Annotated in this window: 13 protein-coding genes; all 13 read right to left on the bottom strand. The window is 47.4% G+C overall.

Going from position 1 to position 19,240, the window contains the following annotated elements; all coding sequences use genetic code 11:
- Positions 1-40: 40 nt before the first annotated feature.
- Entirely contained in the window at positions 41-2,254 is a 2,214-nt protein-coding gene (locus AC50Y5_RS21415) for a helix-turn-helix domain-containing protein (protein WP_494863608.1), read from the bottom strand.
- A gap of 155 nt (positions 2,255-2,409) precedes the next feature.
- A complete protein-coding gene (locus AC50Y5_RS21410) occupies positions 2,410-4,047 on the bottom strand; it encodes a type 2 periplasmic-binding domain-containing protein (RefSeq protein WP_494863606.1) in 1,638 nt (545 codons plus the stop codon).
- Between the two features lie 147 nt (positions 4,048-4,194).
- The gene (locus AC50Y5_RS21405; protein WP_056032396.1) at positions 4,195-5,094 is read right to left on the bottom strand and encodes a carbohydrate ABC transporter permease; all 900 of its coding nucleotides are present in this window, start codon (positions 5,092-5,094) and stop codon (positions 4,195-4,197) included.
- An 18-nt stretch (positions 5,095-5,112) separates the two neighbouring features.
- Positions 5,113-6,042, bottom strand: coding sequence for an ABC transporter permease (locus tag AC50Y5_RS21400; protein WP_494863881.1), 930 nt, complete (start codon positions 6,040-6,042; stop codon positions 5,113-5,115).
- A gap of 397 nt (positions 6,043-6,439) precedes the next feature.
- A complete protein-coding gene (locus tag AC50Y5_RS21395; RefSeq protein ID WP_494863603.1) occupies positions 6,440-7,888 on the bottom strand; it encodes an alpha-L-fucosidase in 1,449 nt (482 codons plus the stop codon).
- Positions 7,889-7,899: 11 nt separating this feature from the next.
- Positions 7,900-8,958, bottom strand: a complete 1,059-nt coding sequence (locus tag AC50Y5_RS21390; RefSeq protein WP_494863601.1) for a Gfo/Idh/MocA family protein — start codon at positions 8,956-8,958, stop codon at positions 7,900-7,902.
- Between the two features lie 56 nt (positions 8,959-9,014).
- On the bottom strand, positions 9,015-9,881 hold the full coding sequence (locus AC50Y5_RS21385; RefSeq protein ID WP_494863599.1) for a sugar phosphate isomerase/epimerase family protein: 867 nt from the start codon (positions 9,879-9,881) through the stop codon (positions 9,015-9,017).
- Between the two features lie 106 nt (positions 9,882-9,987).
- Positions 9,988-11,832 carry a glycoside hydrolase family 35 protein gene (locus AC50Y5_RS21380; protein WP_494863597.1) on the bottom strand — a complete coding sequence of 615 codons (1,845 nt, stop codon included), beginning with the start codon at positions 11,830-11,832 and terminating at the stop codon, positions 9,988-9,990.
- Positions 11,832-13,283, bottom strand: coding sequence for an alpha-L-fucosidase (locus AC50Y5_RS21375; protein ID WP_494863595.1), 1,452 nt, complete (start codon positions 13,281-13,283; stop codon positions 11,832-11,834). The genes AC50Y5_RS21380 and AC50Y5_RS21375 overlap by 1 nt, the downstream gene beginning before the upstream one ends.
- On the bottom strand, positions 13,280-14,314 hold the full coding sequence (locus tag AC50Y5_RS21370) for an asparaginase (RefSeq protein WP_494863593.1): 1,035 nt from the start codon (positions 14,312-14,314) through the stop codon (positions 13,280-13,282). Before AC50Y5_RS21370 ends, AC50Y5_RS21375 begins: the two co-directional genes overlap by 4 nt.
- Positions 14,315-14,347: 33 nt before the next feature.
- A complete protein-coding gene (locus tag AC50Y5_RS21365; protein WP_494863591.1) occupies positions 14,348-15,106 on the bottom strand; it encodes a copper homeostasis protein CutC in 759 nt (252 codons plus the stop codon).
- 370 nt (positions 15,107-15,476) lie between these two features.
- Positions 15,477-16,388: an Rpn family recombination-promoting nuclease/putative transposase gene (locus tag AC50Y5_RS21360; protein ID WP_494863589.1), complete on the bottom strand. Its 912-nt coding sequence runs from the start codon at positions 16,386-16,388 to the stop codon at positions 15,477-15,479.
- A 183-nt stretch (positions 16,389-16,571) separates the two neighbouring features.
- Positions 16,572-18,638 carry a stalk domain-containing protein gene (locus tag AC50Y5_RS21355; protein WP_494863587.1) on the bottom strand — a complete coding sequence of 689 codons (2,067 nt, stop codon included), beginning with the start codon at positions 18,636-18,638 and terminating at the stop codon, positions 16,572-16,574.
- Between the last annotated feature and the right edge of the window lie 602 nt (positions 18,639-19,240).

Below are 19,240 nucleotides of genomic sequence, written 5' to 3'. Positions count from 1 at the left end.
ATTTTTGCGTGGGCTGCCCGCGCCGCTCCCTGCTATCTGTTCATATCGCCTTGCGGTAATCGCTTGGCGCTACGCCTACTACATTTTTGAACGCCCGATTAAAGGAGTTGTAGTTGGTATAGCCCACTTCCTCGCTAATTTCCTGAATCGCCCTGTCCGTCTCCAGCATAAGCTGCTTCGCCCGCTCTATACGGTGGCTGATGAGCAAATCGACGAACTTCTCGCCAACTTCATCCTTGAACAGCTTGCTTAAATATTTCGGGTTAATATCAAACAGATCGCTTAAATAATTCAGCGAAAGCTCGGGGTTATTATAGTTTTCCTCCACGTATTTGCGGATTTCTAAAATATGCGTCCGATGCTTCTTGCTGCAGCGCATCGCCTGCATCTGCTCCGCCAGCTCCCGAAACGTCTCCCAGCAGAGCAGCCGCAGATCATCTAGCACTTCCCATTCCTCCAGCCCGCGAAGAAGACGGTCGAACGAAGCCGACCACAGGTCTTGGTATTCACGAGGCAGCTCGGCGAATTCCCGATTATAATGCTGGAACAGCAGCTGCACCGTGTTCATCATTTCCTGACGGGACAATACGGAGGCGCTGATTTGATCAAACAAACGTTCAAAATGCTTTTCCCACGTTTCATCGGACAGCCGCATCGCTTGCACGAACAGAGAAATTGTCTTAAGAAACTCATATACATCATTTTTGGAATCCGGCACTTCCCCGCGCGAGATCACCCGGTTCATGCCCAACACCGCTTTATAGCCCAGAGCATGGGACGCATCCTTAAGCGATGCTCTCAAGCCTCGAAGATCACTCGCAACTCCTCCCGTTCCAATCGTAACGGTGAAGTTCAAATACTGCCCAACCTTCTCCAAATAGCCGGACAGCACCTTGCGCTCAATCTGTTCAGACAACGCTGTTTCGGAAAGCCAAAGAATCGCATGCAGCCGGCGCTCTGAAATCCATTCCGCCCATACGTCTGCCCCTTCCTGCTGGGCACTTTCTTGCAGCACAGTGGAAAGGACGAACTTGAGCAGCGTCTGATCATGCTGATGATAATCAGCGGCAAATTGCGGATAACGGTCAATTTCCACAACCATAACCATCCATCTGCTATCCAGCTCCGGGAGCTTAAACTTCGCCATTTCAGCCTGCAGCTCGCTGCCCGTGAAACGGCGCGTTCCTTCAAGCAGCTCCTGAAAAAAATATTTCTTTTGCAAAATCAGATTTTCTTCGTATTTTTCTTGATATTGCTTCGTTTGATCAATCATCCGCTCAAGCGTGTTTTGAATAAACCGGAACTCATTTTCTTTCGCAGAGCTCGTTCCCGGTTGTTTTTGCGAGGCGACTGTCTGAATTAGCGTCACGATTTGCTGGATAGGCTTGTAGTTCCTCCGAGTGACGTAAATAACCCAAATGACGCCGATTAGAACAACTGCGATCGCGAAAGCAAACCATATATTATAAAATTGCAGCGCAAATTTAACGACTTTCCCGTTATTAATGCCCGTCTCTACCTTCCAGCCGCTGTAGCTGGACGTAAACGTTGAGAAAACCTCGCCAGAGGCAGGCTTAGCGCCCGCGCCTTGAGGCGTCTGCTCATCCCACAAATTCCCGCCAGAGCTGCTGATCACATTGACGAAGGTGTATTCGGGATCATACATTTGCATAATCGACTTCCGCAGCGTTTGCAAATCCACATTGACGACCACAAGGCCAGTTCCGCCCTCCATGCCGCGAACAAGCGTTACGACCTGCTGCGCCGATTGCGAAGGAAGAGCCTTGAAATTTCTGAAATCCACCCATTTTCGCGTCGGGTTGCTGCGGCTTTCTTCTATAAAAGAGGCATCTGGAAACTCCTCAATCGGTACCGCCTTCCCGTTGCTGAATACGATATTGTCCTTGTACCGAACCAAATAGATGGAATCGATCAATGGGAAGTTGATTTTCAGCTCATCAATAACGTCAAGAACCTGAATACCAGCGTACACATCATTGCTGCCAGCAGCCGTATAATAATTTTTCAAATCCGGATTCGTCAAAATTTCCCGCAGCACTTTAAAGTCAATCGAGCGCAGCGAATTGTCCAAATACTGCATCACTTGGGACGCCAGAAATTCATTGGCCTTTAAAGCCTCTTTGCGATTTTGCTCATTGAACAGCTGGAAGAAAATAATAAACAATATCGTCGTCACAATAAAAAAGACTGGCAAATAGGACAGCAGCAAACGTCTAAACCAATTGTTGTTCATCTCCGAGGTCCCCCCTCACTTTTTATACACGTGACAACAACCTTCAAAATATTCATTTATTATATAGGATGAAGCGGGACCGTCATAGGAGAAGACCGCTCCGAGTCATGTCTGACAACAAGGAGCAGCCCCCGAGAATAAACGGTTATGCTGTTTTATTTTTTCTCAATCGCACGCTGGTAGATCGCCAAATAATTGCTCAGGCCCAGTCCATCAAAGCCTTTGACATAGCTGTCCCAATCCTTCTCAATGCTCTTGTTGCCCAGGATAAATTGCGCCATATTCGTCTGTACATAATCTTTAACTGCGGTTGTCAGCTGAGCAGCAGCTTCCGTATCCTCTGGACGAATAAAGACGTTCGATGGATATACTTCCTTCGGCGCATAAGGCGCATACACATTCGTCGCCTGTGCCAGACGAGTGCCGTAGCCTTCAGACACTAGAGGGTCCTGCCCTTCTACGAACAAGTTGCGGAACGTATTGGATAAATCATGTGCGCCAATTTGCGACCAGCTTTCGTTAACGACGACGTTCGGATCACGCTCAGGCAGGTTGTAGTAGCTGTACTTGGCAGGCTCGCCATTAATATTTTTCTCATCGGCACCTGCCATTTGCCAGCCCTTGCCCTCCGTCGGGCCGTATTCCGCATAAAGCGCGCCTTCTTCGCTGAACATGTAATCGATAATTTCAATCGCGGCGATTTGCTGCGCTTCCGAAGCTTTATTCGTAATCGCAAACTCGAATTCGCCTACGCTTTGCGTAGCTCCTGTCGTTTGCACACCATCCGGCCCCTTGAGCGGAGGCACGATATCCCAGTGCTGATGGCGCGTAATCGTCTTATCATACGTATTGACCAGGTAGCTTACGAGCGCAGTCGTAATGGAACCAACCACTTCGTCGCCTTCCCTGTTGCCGAGCTGTCCTACCGCTTGATCATTCTGCGTAAAAGCAGCCGGGTCGATCAAGCCATCCGAATACAGCTTGTGCATATATTCCAGACCCTTCTTCCAGCCCTCTTGGTTAGCGGCAAAATCAACCTTGCCATCATTGACGATTAAATATTTATCGTTGTCGTTATAAATGAAGCTATTCATCAAATAAGCGTCAATATTCCCGTTCCATACATATTTGTTCGGAGCACCTGTAAGCGGAATTTCATCGGCTTTGCCATTGCCGTTAGGGTCTTTTTCTTTAAAAGCTTTAAGTACCGTGTACAGCTCATCGGTCGTCGTCGGCATTTCTAGCCCAACCTTGTCGAGCCAATCGGTATTGATCCAATATTTTTGCGCATACGTACAGTGGTAGCATTCATTAAAAATAGGCAGGGCATAAATGTTGCCATCTGGAGCCGTAATCGCCTCTTTGAAATACGGTTTTTCTTCCATAATCTTTGTCAGATTCGGAGCATGCTGCGCAATTAAATCGTTCAGCCCAAGGAAGATCCCTTGACTACCGTACGTTTGAAGGTCTGAGGTTGTAAACTTGCCGTGGAGGAATACTTCGGGATAATCCCCGCTCGCCAGCAGCAGCTGCCTGCGGTCCTGAAGCGCGTCAGTTGGAGCGAGATCCCATTTCAGCTTAACGTCAAACTTGTTTTCAATGAACTTCGTGAATTCATTATCTTCCATAGGCGCTTTGCCTTGTGGAGCAAAAAAAGTCATCGTTACAGGCCCTGTGCTCTCTCCGCTGCCACCGCCGCTCTGTGTATTATTGCTGGATGCGGAGCTGCAAGCCGACAGTACGGCTACCGTAGTAAAAACAAGCAACAACATCGAAATCCAAGATTTTTTCAAACCAGACTCCTCCTTTTAATGAACGCCATTTAAATGTTTGTTACTGCACTATTTTGTGACTGCCCTATATTGAACCCTGTCCCGGAAGCCCGCCAGACCTTCGCCCCCTTCCACAAAAGCTTCCAGATGGTAGTTATGGCAAATGCCCTACCCTTTCAAGGAACCAACCATAACCCCTTTGACGAAATGGCGTTGCACGAATGGATACATAATCAAAATCGGGATGCTCGCTACAACGATTAAGGCGTATTTGAGCACCTGCTCGAACCCTTGATCGCGGAGCTGCTGGCTCGTATTGGCGAGCATCGCCGGATCGGCCGCGTTCAGAATGAGCAAATTGCGCAGCACATATTGCAGCGGGAACAAGTTTTCAGATCGCAAATAAATGAGGGCATCAAAGTAAGCATTCCAATGGCCTACCGCATACATGAGCGTCATAACCGCCAAAATCGGCTTCGACAAGGGCAGTACAACGCTGACCAAATAACGAATGTCCTTGCAGCCATCGACCTCAGCGGCCTCCCGCAATTCATCAGGAATCGACGATTGGAAAAAGGTTCTGGCGACGATGACTTGAAATACCGCCAGCGCCCCCGGCAGCCACATCGCCCAGCGGGTATCGAGCAGGTGAAGATCCTTCATCAGCAAGTACGTCGGAATCAGGCCGCCATCGAAAAACATCGTAATCATCATAAAAATAATGATGGCGCCGCGGCCATAGAATGTCCGGCGGGATAACGGATACGCCAGCATCACCGTCAGGATGACATTGATCGCCGTTCCGACTACCGTGTAGATGATCGTATTATAAAAACCCATCATCAGCTGCGTGCTTTTAAAAATCGACACATACGCCTTAATGTTGAAATCGACTGGCAGCAGCCATATTTGCCCGGCTGTAACCGCCCGTGAGGAGCTGAAGGAGGAACTGACGATATAGAGCAGCGGGTATGCGACGACGATCAGCACCAGCACGAGAAATAAATAATTGATGCCCATAAACACGCGGTCGCCGAGTGGGTCTTTAATTCGATTCCGATTAAACATAGATGGCCTCCTCCTCCTTTACCATAAGCTGTTCTTACTGACTTTCCGGGAAACCGCATTGACCAAAATAAGCAAAATCAGGTTGATGATTGAATTAAATAATCCGACCGCCGAGGAGAAGCTGAAATTCGCTCCAATCAACCCGACCTTGTACACATAGGTGGATATGACTTCCGAAGCGCTCGTATTGAGCGGATTTTGCATCAAATAAATTTTCTCAAAGCCAACGCCCATAATGCTGCCGAGATTCAAAATCAGCAGGATGACGGTGACGGGGATGAGGCTCGGAATGTCGATATGCCATATTTTTTTGAGCCGGGAAGCCCCATCCATGCGAGCTGCTTCATAGAGCGAGGGGTCAACCCCGGCAAGCGCTGCAATATAAATAATCGAAGAATAGCCCATCCCCTGCCATACACCCGACCATACATAAATCGATTTAAAATATTCCGGTATGCCCATAAAGTTGGTCATGGTCATGCCAAGGAAGGTAAACAGCCGGTCTACGACTCCGACATGCGGCGACAGCATCAAAATAATAATCGATACCATAACGACCGTTGAGATAAAATGCGGGGCGTAGGTGACCATCTGCACCGTCTTTTTGAAATAGCCCGTTCGCAGCTCATTGAGCGCCAAAGCAAGCAGGATCGGAATCGGAAAACCCGCAATCAGCGTGTAAAGGCTGATACCAATCGTATTTTTGAGCAGCAGCCAGAAGTTTGGAGAGTTGAAGAAGGTTTCAAAATGTTTAAGCCCTACCCATGGGCTTCCCCAAATGCCCTGAACGACGCTGTAGTTTTTGAAGGCAATTTGTACGCCAGCCATTGGCATGTACTTGAAGATAAATAGATACAGCACTGGAGGAAGCACCAATAAATACAGCTGCCAATGCCTTTTAAGACTTTTAAGGAAGGGGTGCTCTATTTTGCGTTCACTCTGATTCATGCTTTTTTGGGGCTTCGTTCGCGCTGGTATCGTTCCCGAGTTCTGACTCATCTGCATCATTCCCTCTATATTTTAATGTAATAATACCTAACGTAAATTTCATTATACAGCTTGTTTTTTTGATCAGACTTCGTTATTGCGTTATTTGTGTAAACTATTCTATCAGGTAGCGCTTTCTTGCATTGATCGTACCTTGAGTTGGACCAATTGCGCAATTTGCATTTTTCTCACACCTCTCCATATTCCAGAAACCCTTGTCAAATCAGGGAAAAACGGTGCTTTCCTCTCTTTTTTCGCCAATGGATAGCGGAGGTGCCAGGCAGAGGGGAGGAGGACGCCACACAAAAAAAATCCCGAGGGGCACGGATTCTCCCCCCGGGATTTCGAATGATGCTTATTACGATGTTAACAATCGGAACGTTTGTGTGATGGGTGCCTGCTCTGTAATGGACGCTTGCGGCAGCTTTACAGGCACTCCGGCTTCCGTTCGGGTAAACGCAATAACTTCTTGATCATCCGCTCCAACAAGCTCAATTCGTTCCACATGGCCTGAGTATGGAATGACGAGCTGCTGATCGACCGCCTCATTTTCATTTGCGTATAGGCGGAAGGCATACGTTACATTATCCTTGCAGGTAAATGCCCAATCTCCTGTAAAATAAGGACCGCAAATCCGCGTTCCGTAGATGCCCTCGCCATGTACATTCAGCCAAGCGCCAAGCTCCTTGATGCTCTTAACCGCACCTGCTGGCAGGCGGCCATCCGGCTGCGGCCCTACGTTCAGCGCCAAATTCCCACCCTTGGCGACAACCTCCAGCAGAATATGGGCAAGCTGCCTAGCCGTCTTATATTTATCATCGAAGGCATACGCAAAGGAGTTGCCAATCGTGATGCAGCTTTCCCATGGAATATTCATCGGCTGCTCTGGAATCGTCTGCTCCGGCGTTACAATGTTCTCATAAGGTCCGCCAACCGTACGATCGGCAGCTAGAAGCCATGGCTGCGTCTTGCGCGCCCGCTCCACAACCTCGCCCAGACGGATATCCTGCCCCTTCCGGCCTTCCCGCACCCAGCCTGCATCGAGCCAGAGACATTCAATTCGGCCGTATTTCGTCAGCAGCTCCATAATCTGCTCATGCGTAAACTCTACGAACTTCTCCCACAGCCATGGATACTGCTCTGGATCATAGGAAGGCCCGCGCCACATATGATGTCCGCGCTCCATGCCCGGCGCCCAATAATAAGGCGTATGCCAGTCCGCTTTGGAAAAATAAGCCGAGATGCCCAGCCCCCTAGCCCGGAAGGCATCAAACAGCGTACGGCAAATGTCGGCGTATTTATGCTTATGAAACGGCGTATCCGCTCCCGTAATGCGATAATCCGTCGTATGCGTATCCCACATGCAGAAGCCGTCATGATGCTTCGTCGTGAACAGAAAATATTTAAAGCCGTTGTCGGCGGCCAAATCCGCCCATACCTCGGGCTGAAAGCGAATCGGATTGAACGTTTTATTCAGATCAAAGTATTCGCGCTTGAAGTGCTCCATGTCGTCGGTCCAATCCACATCATGGCGGGACCAATCTCCGTCGTCATCGCTCAGCGCCCAGGATTCCACCAGCCCCAGCTGTGAATAAGGACCCCAATGCATCATTAGGCCAAGCTTCTGGTCCTTGAACCATTCCAATCGCTCATTCAGCAGCGGCTCCTCGGGCCTCACCCACTCGTCCTCTTTGCTGAAATGGTGGACGCCAGCTTCAACGACGTCCGTTTCCTGCTCGTGCTCTTGTTCCAGTTCCTGTTTCAGTTCCTGATCCAGCAAAATATCCTTTGGTTCGCTCCCACTCATCGCCATCGCTCCTAAAATTGAATTTCGCGTCCTTGACGAGCCGACTCGTAGATCGCACAAAGAATCTTCATCACTTCAACGCCGTCTTCTACCGGGCTCAGCGTCTCCTTGCGTCCTAATGTGCTGTCGATAAAATGGTTGATTTCATTGCTGAAGGAGCCCATGAAATCAAAGGATTTGAAATCCACCTGCGGCGTCATATTCAGGATCGTATCGAATTTTTCACCGATCATTGAAATTTCCGGTTCAAGCTCCGCGCCGCCCTTGTCTCCGTAAAGCTTGACGGAGATTTCGTCCTGCTTGGCATGCAGCGTGAAGCTGACGTCTACCAGCAAGCTCGCGCCATTTTCAAACCGAATCATCGCATTGGCCATATCCTCTACCGTATTCTCCTTCGCATCGTAGTCAGCGGCTTTATAGAACGACAGATTGCGGATGTTAGAACGGTTTCCTAAGCGATTGGAGAGGTTGGCCGATACCGACTTGACCTTGGGCTTGCCCATTAAATACCAGCAAATATCAATAATATGCACACCCAGATCAATGACTGGGCCGCCACCGGAGCGCTCGATATCCGAGAACCAGCCGCCAGGGTTGCCAAGTCGTCTTAAACAGGAGGCTTTCGCATAATAGATTTCGCCGAGCTCGCCCTCTTCAATGAATTTTTTCAAAATTTGGGCATTTTCGCTATAGCGCCGTACAAACCCTACTTGCAGGAGCTTGCCACTACGATGCACCGCCTTCTCCACTTCGAGCGCTTCCTCGACGGTTTGGCAGAGCGGCTTTTCGCACAATACGTTTTTACCCGCATCCAGGGCAGCAATGCTAATTTCGGCATGGGAATTGTTCCATGTACAAATGCTGATCGAGTGGATTTCAGGCAGTGCCAGCAGCTCTTTGTAATCAGTGAACACTTTAGTCGCGTTATATTTTTTCGCCATTTCCTGCGCCCGGCCTTCGTTCAAGTCGCAGATGGCGTAGATTTCAACTTCTGGATTGCTGGCATACGCCTGCAAATGGCAATCGGATATAGAGCCCGCGCCGATGACGGCAACTTTTAATTTGGACATTTTCTTCCCTCCATGATCTGCTTATTAGCCTATTCATTTGCTTATGAGTTAGATGGTTACGCTTCTTGCCAGAAGCGGCGTACGTTGTCCATGGCTATTTTGGAAGCGGTTCTGCAATCCTCCATGCCTTCAAATTCAACGGAAATATACCCGTCATAGCCGGACTGCTTCAGCACGCGGAATACTTCGAACATATCGATATCTCCATGCCCCACAATCGCCCCCCGCAAATAATTGCCATGCGCGGTCTGAAACCAGCCTGCTCCCGGATTGCGGTAGGAGGGTCTAAGGTAAAAATCCTTGGCATGGACCATGGAGGCATAAGGAATGTTATTTTTCACAGCGCTGACAGCATCTTCGTCCACACAGAGGAAATTGCCGATGTCCAGTGTTGTTTTGAAATTATCCCGCGCTGTTTCATGCAGCAAACGCCGAATTCGCTCGCTGGATTGCACATAATAGCCGTGGTTTTCCACACTCGTTGTAATACCGAAGCCTGCTGCATAATCAGCAATGGTGCGGCATGCCTCTACTAGAAGGGGCAGATCCGCTTCAAACTGGGCTACGCTTCCCTCATGTGCGGGACGGAAAGCGACGTCATGGCGCATTTTGGTGACGCCTAGCGCCCTCGCTACATCAACATGCTGCTTGACAGCTTGAATTTCGCTCTCCAGCGCTTCAGGATTGTCATGCGCAACAAAATTGGCTCCTATGGCATAGTTGGAAATATCGATGCCCACTTCCTTGGCCGTCTGTACAATTTGCTCAACCAGCTCCGGATTGTCGATCAGGCTGTATCCAATAGGAACGATTTCTACATGTTCCCCGCCTTGCTCGGCGATAAAGCGAATCGCATCCGGTACGGTCATTTCTTTTTTGTCCAAAGCTTGCTGAAGACTGTATGTGCTGAGTCCTACCTTCATCTCTTCCCTCATCCTCTCCCGCATGTTTGTATCCTCACACCAACGTATACCCTTTTCCCGGTTATTACACAATTCGCAATAATCGTCTACTATTCTATTTTCCAGTCTAGCCGCCCAAATCCGGGGTATCTACAAACGTTACGCTCCGATTGGCCGTTCCATGCAGCTCGAATAGAACAATGACATTTTCACCCTGGCGTAAAAGCGGTGCTGGCACATACAGCGTTTGCTGCGGCCCTTTGTCCCAATATCTTCCCAGATTGAACCCGTTTACGAAGGCAACGCCCTTCGTCCAGCCTTCCAGCCGCAGGAATGTATCCTGCACATCGTCCACGCGGAGAATGCCCCGGTAAAAAGCAGGAGACGTCTGCGCAGCGGCAGTGCTGTTACTGGTATTATAGCTGGTATTAGTGCTGGTACTAGCGTTGTCACTAGAGCTGAAATTAGTGCTAGCGAAGGCATCGGTGATCTCAGCCGCAAATTGCAAAGGCGATAAATCATCAAGCGGCAGACAATGGATCGTCCAGTCATATAAAAATTGAAAGCCAAAGCGGACGCCCTCCGTAATGCCCTTCGGGTCTCTGAGATACGGGCCATAATTGATCCGCCCCATATTTTCAACGAGAATCGCAATTTCGGCCCCTTCTGCTGGCACCTCGAACGACACCGTCTGCTCATGATTGCCGCGTTCCAGCACACCTTCCAGCTTTCCATCTAAAAATACTAGCGCACGATCGCGTACCTCCTGCACGACAAGCTCCTGTTTCTCCCGCGGCCCCGATATCGTTGTCTGGTATAAAATGAAGCCATAATCCTGACCCAGCTTCTCCATCGGTTCAGGATTCGTTCGGCGAATCGGCGCAGACAGCCGGTCTAACTGCGAGAACAATGCTGCCTGCTCCATCATTTCCACCTGACCGTATGCCCTTCTGCCAATAGGCTCTGGCAGCCTGAGCTCCCCAAGATTCATATAGCGGTCGATGACAGCTCGCACCGCATAAAATTTATCTGTCAGATCACCCGATTCGCTTAAGAGCGAGTCATAATCATAGCTCGTAATCGTCGGCTCATATTGATCCTTCTGCTGGCAGTTCGCACCATTATAGAAACCGAAGTTCGTTCCGCCATGGAACATGTAGAAGTTGACCGAAGCCTTCTCCTCCAGCATTTCCTCGAATACGCTCGCCACATCGCCTGCATCTCTAGTATGGTGCTGCTCTCCCCAATGATCGAACCAGCCAATCCAATATTCCATGCACATGACAGGCTGGTCTGCCTGATATTCACGCAACTTCAAAAAGGCCCCCTTCACGCCGGAGCCAAAATTCACAGTAGAAAGCTGTCCCGCCACCGATCCGCCTTGCAGCAAAGAGTCAGTAGGCCCATCAGAGGTGAACAGCAATACATTCATCCCGCGACGAACCATAGCTTGACGCAAATATTCCAAATAGCTGGCGTCGTTGCCATAGCTTCCGTATTCATTTTCAATTTGCAGCGCAATAATTGGCCCGCCGTTTGTACATAGGAGCGGCTGTAATTTGGGCAGCAGCACATCGTAATAAGCGTCCACCCGCTCCAGAAATTTCTCGTTATAGCAGCGAAGCTTAACCTCGTCATCCGCCAGCAGCCATGCAGGCAATCCGCCAAACTCCCATTCCGCGCAAATGAAGGGGCTTGCTCGCACAATTACGAGCAAACCCATCTCCCCTGCTGTCTGAATAAAGCGCTCCAAATCCGCCATGCCATCAAAACGGAACTGTCCTGGCTTGGGCTCATGAAAATTCCACGGCACATAGGTTTCTACGGTATTGAAGCCGCAAGCTTTCAGCTTTTGCAGCCGGTCGGTCCAATATTCGGGGACGATTCTAAAATAATGCAGAGCTCCTGATAAAAGCTGTATCGGTTTTTCATCATAAAAAAACTGAGATTGCCTGCATTCAAAAATCGCCATTAAACAGCCTCCCCTTGATTGCTCAAATGAACACCCAGCCCAGACAAAGTAGGACACCATCTCGATTGTTGCACGGTGAGACGAATTTTCCTCGCGATTATCGGTTCGAAGCAGCAAATGCGCTTATAGCCAACAACCGTTCCTTCATATAAAAGCTTCCAGTCTTCCCCATCAAGGTATTCCACCTGAAAACGTTCAATTCGTTGTCCCGTCTTAATATGCTCCTTGAGCACGATTCGGTCAAAGCGCTGCTCTTCCTGCAAATCCAGCTCTATCCAAGCTTGCTCCGTCCCTTCGCGAGGACACCAGAACGTATCCGAATCATCGTTCAACAGCTGTGATGCCGCATGATTGTCGTCCTTGGTTTCCGATGCTCGTATTTCCACCTGCTCTTGTGCTGCCAAATTATGCGCAAAGGTGCTGCGCAAAGCGTCGCCAAGCTGATGTAAGCGCTCTATATCATGCTCATGAACAAGACCGCGCTTATCCGGTGGAAGATTCAGCAGGAAGGTCGCATTGCCGCCAACCGAGCCATTATAAATGCCTAGAAGCTCTTCCAGCGATTTCACCTGATCATCCTCAGCTTCATGGTAAAACCAGCCGGGTCGAATCGATGTATTCACTTCCGCTGGGTACCAGATTAATTCGTCGTACTGCTTGACGATCTCTCTGCTGCCTAGATCACTTTCCTGCGAATTGATTCGGGTTGCAAACTCGCGATCATCCGCTTGCTGCGATTGCTCTTGAATTTTTTCATTATCCTGCAAATGGGCCGGGACGACGCTCCATTCTGAAGCCCTTGTATGCCCTGCTTCATTGCCGCACCAGCGCACATCGGGACCGCAGACAGAAATAACAGCATTGGGCTGCAGCTCGCGAATGACCGCATAGTAGCCGTCCCAATCATACACCTGCCTTTTGCCATTAGGCCCTTCCCCGCATGCACCGTCAAACCACACGCAAAAAATATCTCCATAATTCGTCAACAGCTCTCTGAGCTGATTTTTGAAAAATTCATTATAACGCTCCGAATCTCCATAGGAGGCTTCATGCCGGTCCCATGGCGACAAATAGACACCGAACTGGATTCCGCCCTTTCGGCATGCCTCGGCTACTTCCCGCACTAAATCGCCAGAGCCCTTTTTCCAAGGACTTGCCGCTACCGTATGATCCGTATACTTGCTAGGCCATAGGCAGAAACCATCGTGATGCTTGCAGGTTAAAATTAACCCCCGCATCCCAGCGGATTTGCAAGCCTCTACCCATTGATCAGCATTAAGCTCCGTCGGGTCAAAAATCGCCGGGTCCTCATTGCCGAGGCCCCATTCCTGATCCGTAAAGGTGTTTACCGTAAAATGAATAAACGCATAAAACTCCAGTGACTGCCATTTAAGCTGACGTTCTGACGGCGACACGCTTGCCGCCGATTCTACCCACTGCGCTTGGTTCATTGGGACCGCCTACCTTTCTCGACTCGATTCAGTTGAAATACCGCTTTATTGGTGCCTACTAGAAGGCCGCTGTCGTTTTTAAGCTCCCGCGACGCAAGCTGGTACATTAAGTCAATTGTAACGCGATTGCTATAATTTATCTGCTCCAAAATGGAAGCAATAATGAGCGCCCATTCCTCCTCAGAGCCGTCCAGCACCTTCAATGCGAACGCCACTCTTTCCTTGCGAAGCGCGAACCCATAGATGCCTTTGGCACCGCCCTTCGCCACGATATTGCTATCCTTTAACAGATTGGAGCATATGAACCAAGGGGCCGAAACCATATTATGATTTTCGTTCATCAGCCTTCCTACTTGCCCAGCTGCCTCTCGCGTTCGCTGATCTTCCAGCAAATCCGGGCAAGCAAGCTTTAGGAACATGGCCGCTATTTGCCGCAGGGGCAGCGCAAACACCGGAAAACCGCAGCCATCCGTGCCCAGCTGGATTTCTTCCACTTTCGCCCCTGAGAATTCAGCGATTGTCTGTAAAATCTCTCTCTGCGCTGGGTGCTCCGGGTCCGCATATCCCTCTAGTGGATATCCCTTTGCTTGGCATAACGCGAGCACGCCTAAATGCTTCCCTGAGCAATTGTGATACAGACGACGCGGCGGCTGACTATGGAGCAGGAGCGCATCGCGGGCCTGCATGCTTAAAGGATACGTTTCGGAGCAAATCAGACAACGTTCCTCTATTCCTATTTTGGAAAGCATCGCTTCCAGCGCTTCTACCTGATAAGGCTCAGCACGGTGCGAGGCTGTCATCAGTGTTTTTTCTGGTTCCGTCAAGCTGTAAGTATCAGGAACGCCATGTATAAAGGCTGGAATTGCCTGAAAAGGCTTGGCCGCAGAGCGCATATAGGACACCCATTCCGGGTCGCCCACACGATAAATGACCTTACCCTGATCATCGATTCCGCAAATGTGACCGTGATGAATATTTTCAAGCGTGCCGCCTCTATATTCCTCTACCAAATGCGGTGCCATAATCTGCATAACCGGATCACCTCTTGTTCTATGATTAGGGAATTAAAAGTTGTGAAGCTCTTTCGCTGCGTTTACAAGGTGCTGCTTTGCTTTTGCTACTAAATTCGAATCAACAGGTGAGTGAAAGCTGCCATCGCGGCGCACTCCTGAACCAAAATGCAATTCCGTAACGCCTGTATGCAGGACGAAAGGATGGATTTTATCTAAGATCAACCCTGCTCCGGCCATTACTGCAACGTTGCGTTCCCCACCTCGTTTGGATAGTTCCTTTAATTCGTTCATTGCCTCTAAGGCAGTGCTCTTGCCACCCGATGTGAGTACCCGTTCAATCTGGGAAAAAGCGCTTATGGCGTCTAACGTTTGGGTCAGGCTAGCACTCTCATCAATCGCCCGGTGAAAAGTAACGCCTAATTCTTGAGCTTCAGCCAAGCACTCCTGCAGCAGCGCTAGATCCGCTTCGCCCTTAGCTGTCAAAGCACCTATAACGATGCCGGATGCTCCTAGATCGCGAGCTATATGAATATCTCTTTTCATTGCCTTCCTGTCGTCCTCGTTGTAGCAGAACGATCGGCTATGCGGCCGAATCATAACGTACACTGGAATCGAAACACTGGAAACTACTTGCTCGATAATACCGAAGCTAGGCGTGAGCCCGCCTTCCGACATAGCGCAAACCAGCTCGATGCGATCCGCACCACCCGCTTCTGCCGCTTTCGCGTCTGCCTCATCCACTGCAATTACTTCTAATAAAGACTGCCTACTTGTCATAAAAACACCGCCTTTCTTTTTCACACTGGTCACTCACCCCAGTCACCTTGGTCAAGATCTATCCAAAGCCAGCTTCCAAAAAGCAATTCGATCCCTATCCACGTATAGGTTAAATTAGTGATAGCTGTTGAACGCAAAATACTTGTTATTTTTGTTATGTAAAATATAATAATCGTTATGTACCATCAGTCTAATAGGTTACGCTGTAAACGTCAATTAGAAGTCATTAATTGTTTGAGGACCCCGGTTTAAATTTGCGGGAGGCCCTACCCGCTCATTCCCCTTTTATATGAATGTGCAACTACAAATAGTGCGCACCCAAAAGGATGCGCACTGCATTTTTCATGTTGAATTAGGCTCAAAATCTAGAACTAGGGAAACAGCCTTCAAGAACAATCTTTATTTACTTTATTAAATTGGCAATCTCCTGCTCCGTTAAACCCGTAGCTTTGGATATCGTTGCAATGTCCAGATTCAGGCGCAACATATTTTCTGCCACTTCCCTAATGCCCGTCTTCATACCCTCTTGTAGGCCTGCCTCCTTACCCGCCTTCATACCTTCCTTCATACCTTCCTCCATGCCTGCCTTCATGCCCGCCTTCATGCCCGCCTGCATCGCGCTTTCCATCATGGATGCTTCATCATGCAAATACTTCTGTCTGGCCTCGTATAATCGTCTGGCTTCTGAATCCTGGCTCAAATATTGCAGCGTATCCATCGCCTTCTCCAAGCTCGGCTCATTCATTTTCAGCACCTCCCATTGTGATGTATGGGCCCCTTTCAAAAACAGCAGCCAATTAATCAACCCGCCCTCTGATGGAACGATTCGCTCACTCAGCTTAGGCAGTTCTAAGAAATGAACCTCAATATCGTCAATTAAGGCTATTCCTGTCTTATCTTCACGCAGATGAAACACATTATGGTATTGATCGTTCTTCAGGAACGAATAGTTTAAAATGTTGATCGTCACGCATTTCTTAAGCTCCGGATATTTATCGCCCTCACTGAGTTGACTCGCATACCGTTTGCTCCAATAAAACAGGGTTCGTTTCTCTATGTCGTACTTATTGAAAAGCTGCATCTCGATATCAATTAGTTTGCCTTCCGAGGTCTTTGCATAAACATCAAAAATGGACTGTTTATCGAGTGGATCGTCTTTATCCGTATACGGATTCATAAGAATAATTTCAGTCAGCGGAGTTTCTCCAGCTTCAATAAATATACTGTTCAAAAAAGCTAACAACACATCTTTATTGTTTTCACTTCCAAATATCCGTTTGAATACAAAATCCACACGCGGGTCCAACAAATCCATCGGCATCAGCTCCATTCGTTATTATTATATCATTTTTCCGTTTATTTGAACCTTGCAAAAAGGTGTAGAACAGCTCTTACACGCTGCCTCATCAAGTATGGCAGTTCCAAGTAGGCTGCGCACCTCTTGCCGCTACAATTGTTTGTTTGGCCTCAACCATCAAGCCCAAATATGGAATAAAACTTATTTGTTTAACAGTATAGTACTAGCATCATCGATATCGTACAGCTTGCCCTTATTACTATTCACAAGCTGAATAATTTGCTTATAGGCTGATCCGCTTTTTGGAGCTATTGCATCTAGGACAACCTTATTCGTTTTCAGCTCGGCAATTACCTGCTTAAGAGTGAAGCTGGATTTTGCTGACGTGGTGCCTTTATCGTGAACAGAGGCATCCGTTATAAAGATGATCCTTTTGGCATTCGTTCTGCCCGATAGCTTGTTCATTGCCATATAAATAGCATCGAGTCCCGACTCAGGCTCGTCCCCTCCTCCGGCAGCTTTTAATTGATCTAAATTAGTCTTTAACTCGTTTTTATTGTTGGTAAAAGAATAAAATTCTAGATTTTTGTTTTGATCAACATAATTAATATCCCGATAAGCAACAATTGCAAAATTGGAGCCGGCTGGAACAGAATCCACAAAACTTTTAACCGTTTCTTTTATATAATCGATGACCCCTCCCATACTGCCTGTAACGTCTATGACAAAAACAATATCCGTAGGAGCGGTAATGCCTTTCGATATTTTTGTTAAAATAGGCGAAGAACTAGTCGCGTCAGATTCCGCCTCCTTCTCACTTTCTACAGTTGTAGAGATAATCGGCTCACTCTGAAATACAACAACTGAATTAGCTGCCACGTTCCACTCTACCAATCCCCCTAGTGCCTCGCTAACGAATCGAACAGGAACCATTGTGGTTCCATTGATTAGTTGCGGTGCTGCGCTCAAAGTTATAGCCACACCGTTCACATAGGCAATGTTGGAGCCAATCGTTAATACGATGGTTTTTCCTTCTTTCGTTGCCGTAACGGTTTGAGTGGTGCTGTCCCATTCCACTTTTGCCCCCAGCGATTCAAAAATGGACCTGAACGGAACGAGTACATTCCCATTTGTATTCACTGGAGCTTGTGCATAAGCTTGCATATATCCTGAAATAAACACTTTAATATGTTTAGCTTCATTGTTAATCGGAACGAATATAGGTAGAGAAGCTGCCAATCCACCTGATTGATTAATGGTTTTCAAATAAACATAATATCCGCCTGAAGGCAGTCCAATCTTCCTCAGTGAATAGGTTGAAGTACTGCCGGCTTTAACTCTGATTCGCTTAACGACCTCACCACTTGCATTTTTGACCATTAAATAGGAAGTGTAGGCTGGTTGTTTAGCCTGAATGGTTATTTTAACCGTAAGCGTATAATTTTTGTTCAGCGTAATAGAGCCAGGGTAGCTTTCGCCCCCAAGCAGTTGAAATTCTGGTTCAGCCTCTGTACCTGTAGATCCAGTACCACCCGAGACAGGACTCTCCCCTGTTTCTCCAGATGGAGGACTCACCGTTGTCCCTCCAGAAGCCGGCTGCTCTGTTGTTCCACCCGATGTCGGTTCCTCTACCGTCCCACCAGGGGACGTTTGGGTACCCGTAATAGAAGTTTTAGGAATATAAAAATATATTTCCTCTTCCGCTAAAGGCGCCCGGCGTTTTTCTAGTAGGGTGATAGTATAATTCTCATGATTAAAAGTGAACTCCGAGTTAGGAACCTGCCTTCCACCTATTCTTAAAATAACTTTTTTACTCGAATTTATCATATATTTTGTAGTTAGTTTAAAAACCTTTGTTGAACCATCCCCATAGGAAAGAGCATTTCCGATATAAGACTTGCCCGAAATCCCTTCTCCCCATTGATACGTCGGTATGATTGCGTATTTTATTGAAAGCTCTGATCCCGGATAAGGTGCTTTATTAAGGGTAATGGTGTAGCTCTCATAATCAACCGTATATTCCTCAGGTTCAATTTCTCTAGCATTAATAATCAGACGCAGCTCGGTATTACTAGCCGTAATTTTATTGGGGGTCTCGAATTTAAACACACGATTTTGCCCGTCTCCATCTTCCAGGATATTAACGAGGTAATCGTTTTGCCGATACTCAAACGGAGTATAGGCACTCGCCGTCCCTGTCCAAGACTCTAGTCCTCCGGTAAACATAATAAAAACCATAAACAACAAAACCATTTTTTTAAAATTCATACTCTCTCACTCCGTTTTCGTAAGACATGGTGGGTTCATAATCTGCAGCTTATTCCTTTAAGTGGAAATGGTAGCCGATACTCACTTTACCATATAAAACAGAGTGTTTATAGTAAAATATCCCTGATTTGTAGTAGTGACATTTATATTATCTGAATAGTCTATTGTTAGACTAAAAAGTAGAATACGTATCATATTATTTAATATAGCTGGAATATATGAATGAGATTATTAGTGTCTATGCACTGTTGATTATAGAAGAGGATTAATTATGACACAAGGTTGAGATATGCGAGAGTTGTATCTCTTTCATTTTTAAATACAATTTGAGCATAAAGGACACACAAATAGTTATTCTATGTTAGCTCTGTTTTATATAAAAAGACTTACAAACTGAATCCCCCACCGAAATCAAATAATATTCTCCCTAAGTAAATCGAAATCCAAAAAATAGAGAAATATATCTAATTATGAATCAATAAACACCAAAAAAGTATAATGATTCTATACAAGGTTTATTGTGTTAAAAATTGATTCAGAAATTATACAGCTTTCATTATTAGCATATTATCCCCTTCTTAGAAAGTATGCTATATTAATTG

It is taken from the genome of Paenibacillus sp. JT22N7 (assembly GCF_059383875.1).
This window is presented reverse-complemented; position numbering and strand designations above follow the sequence as displayed.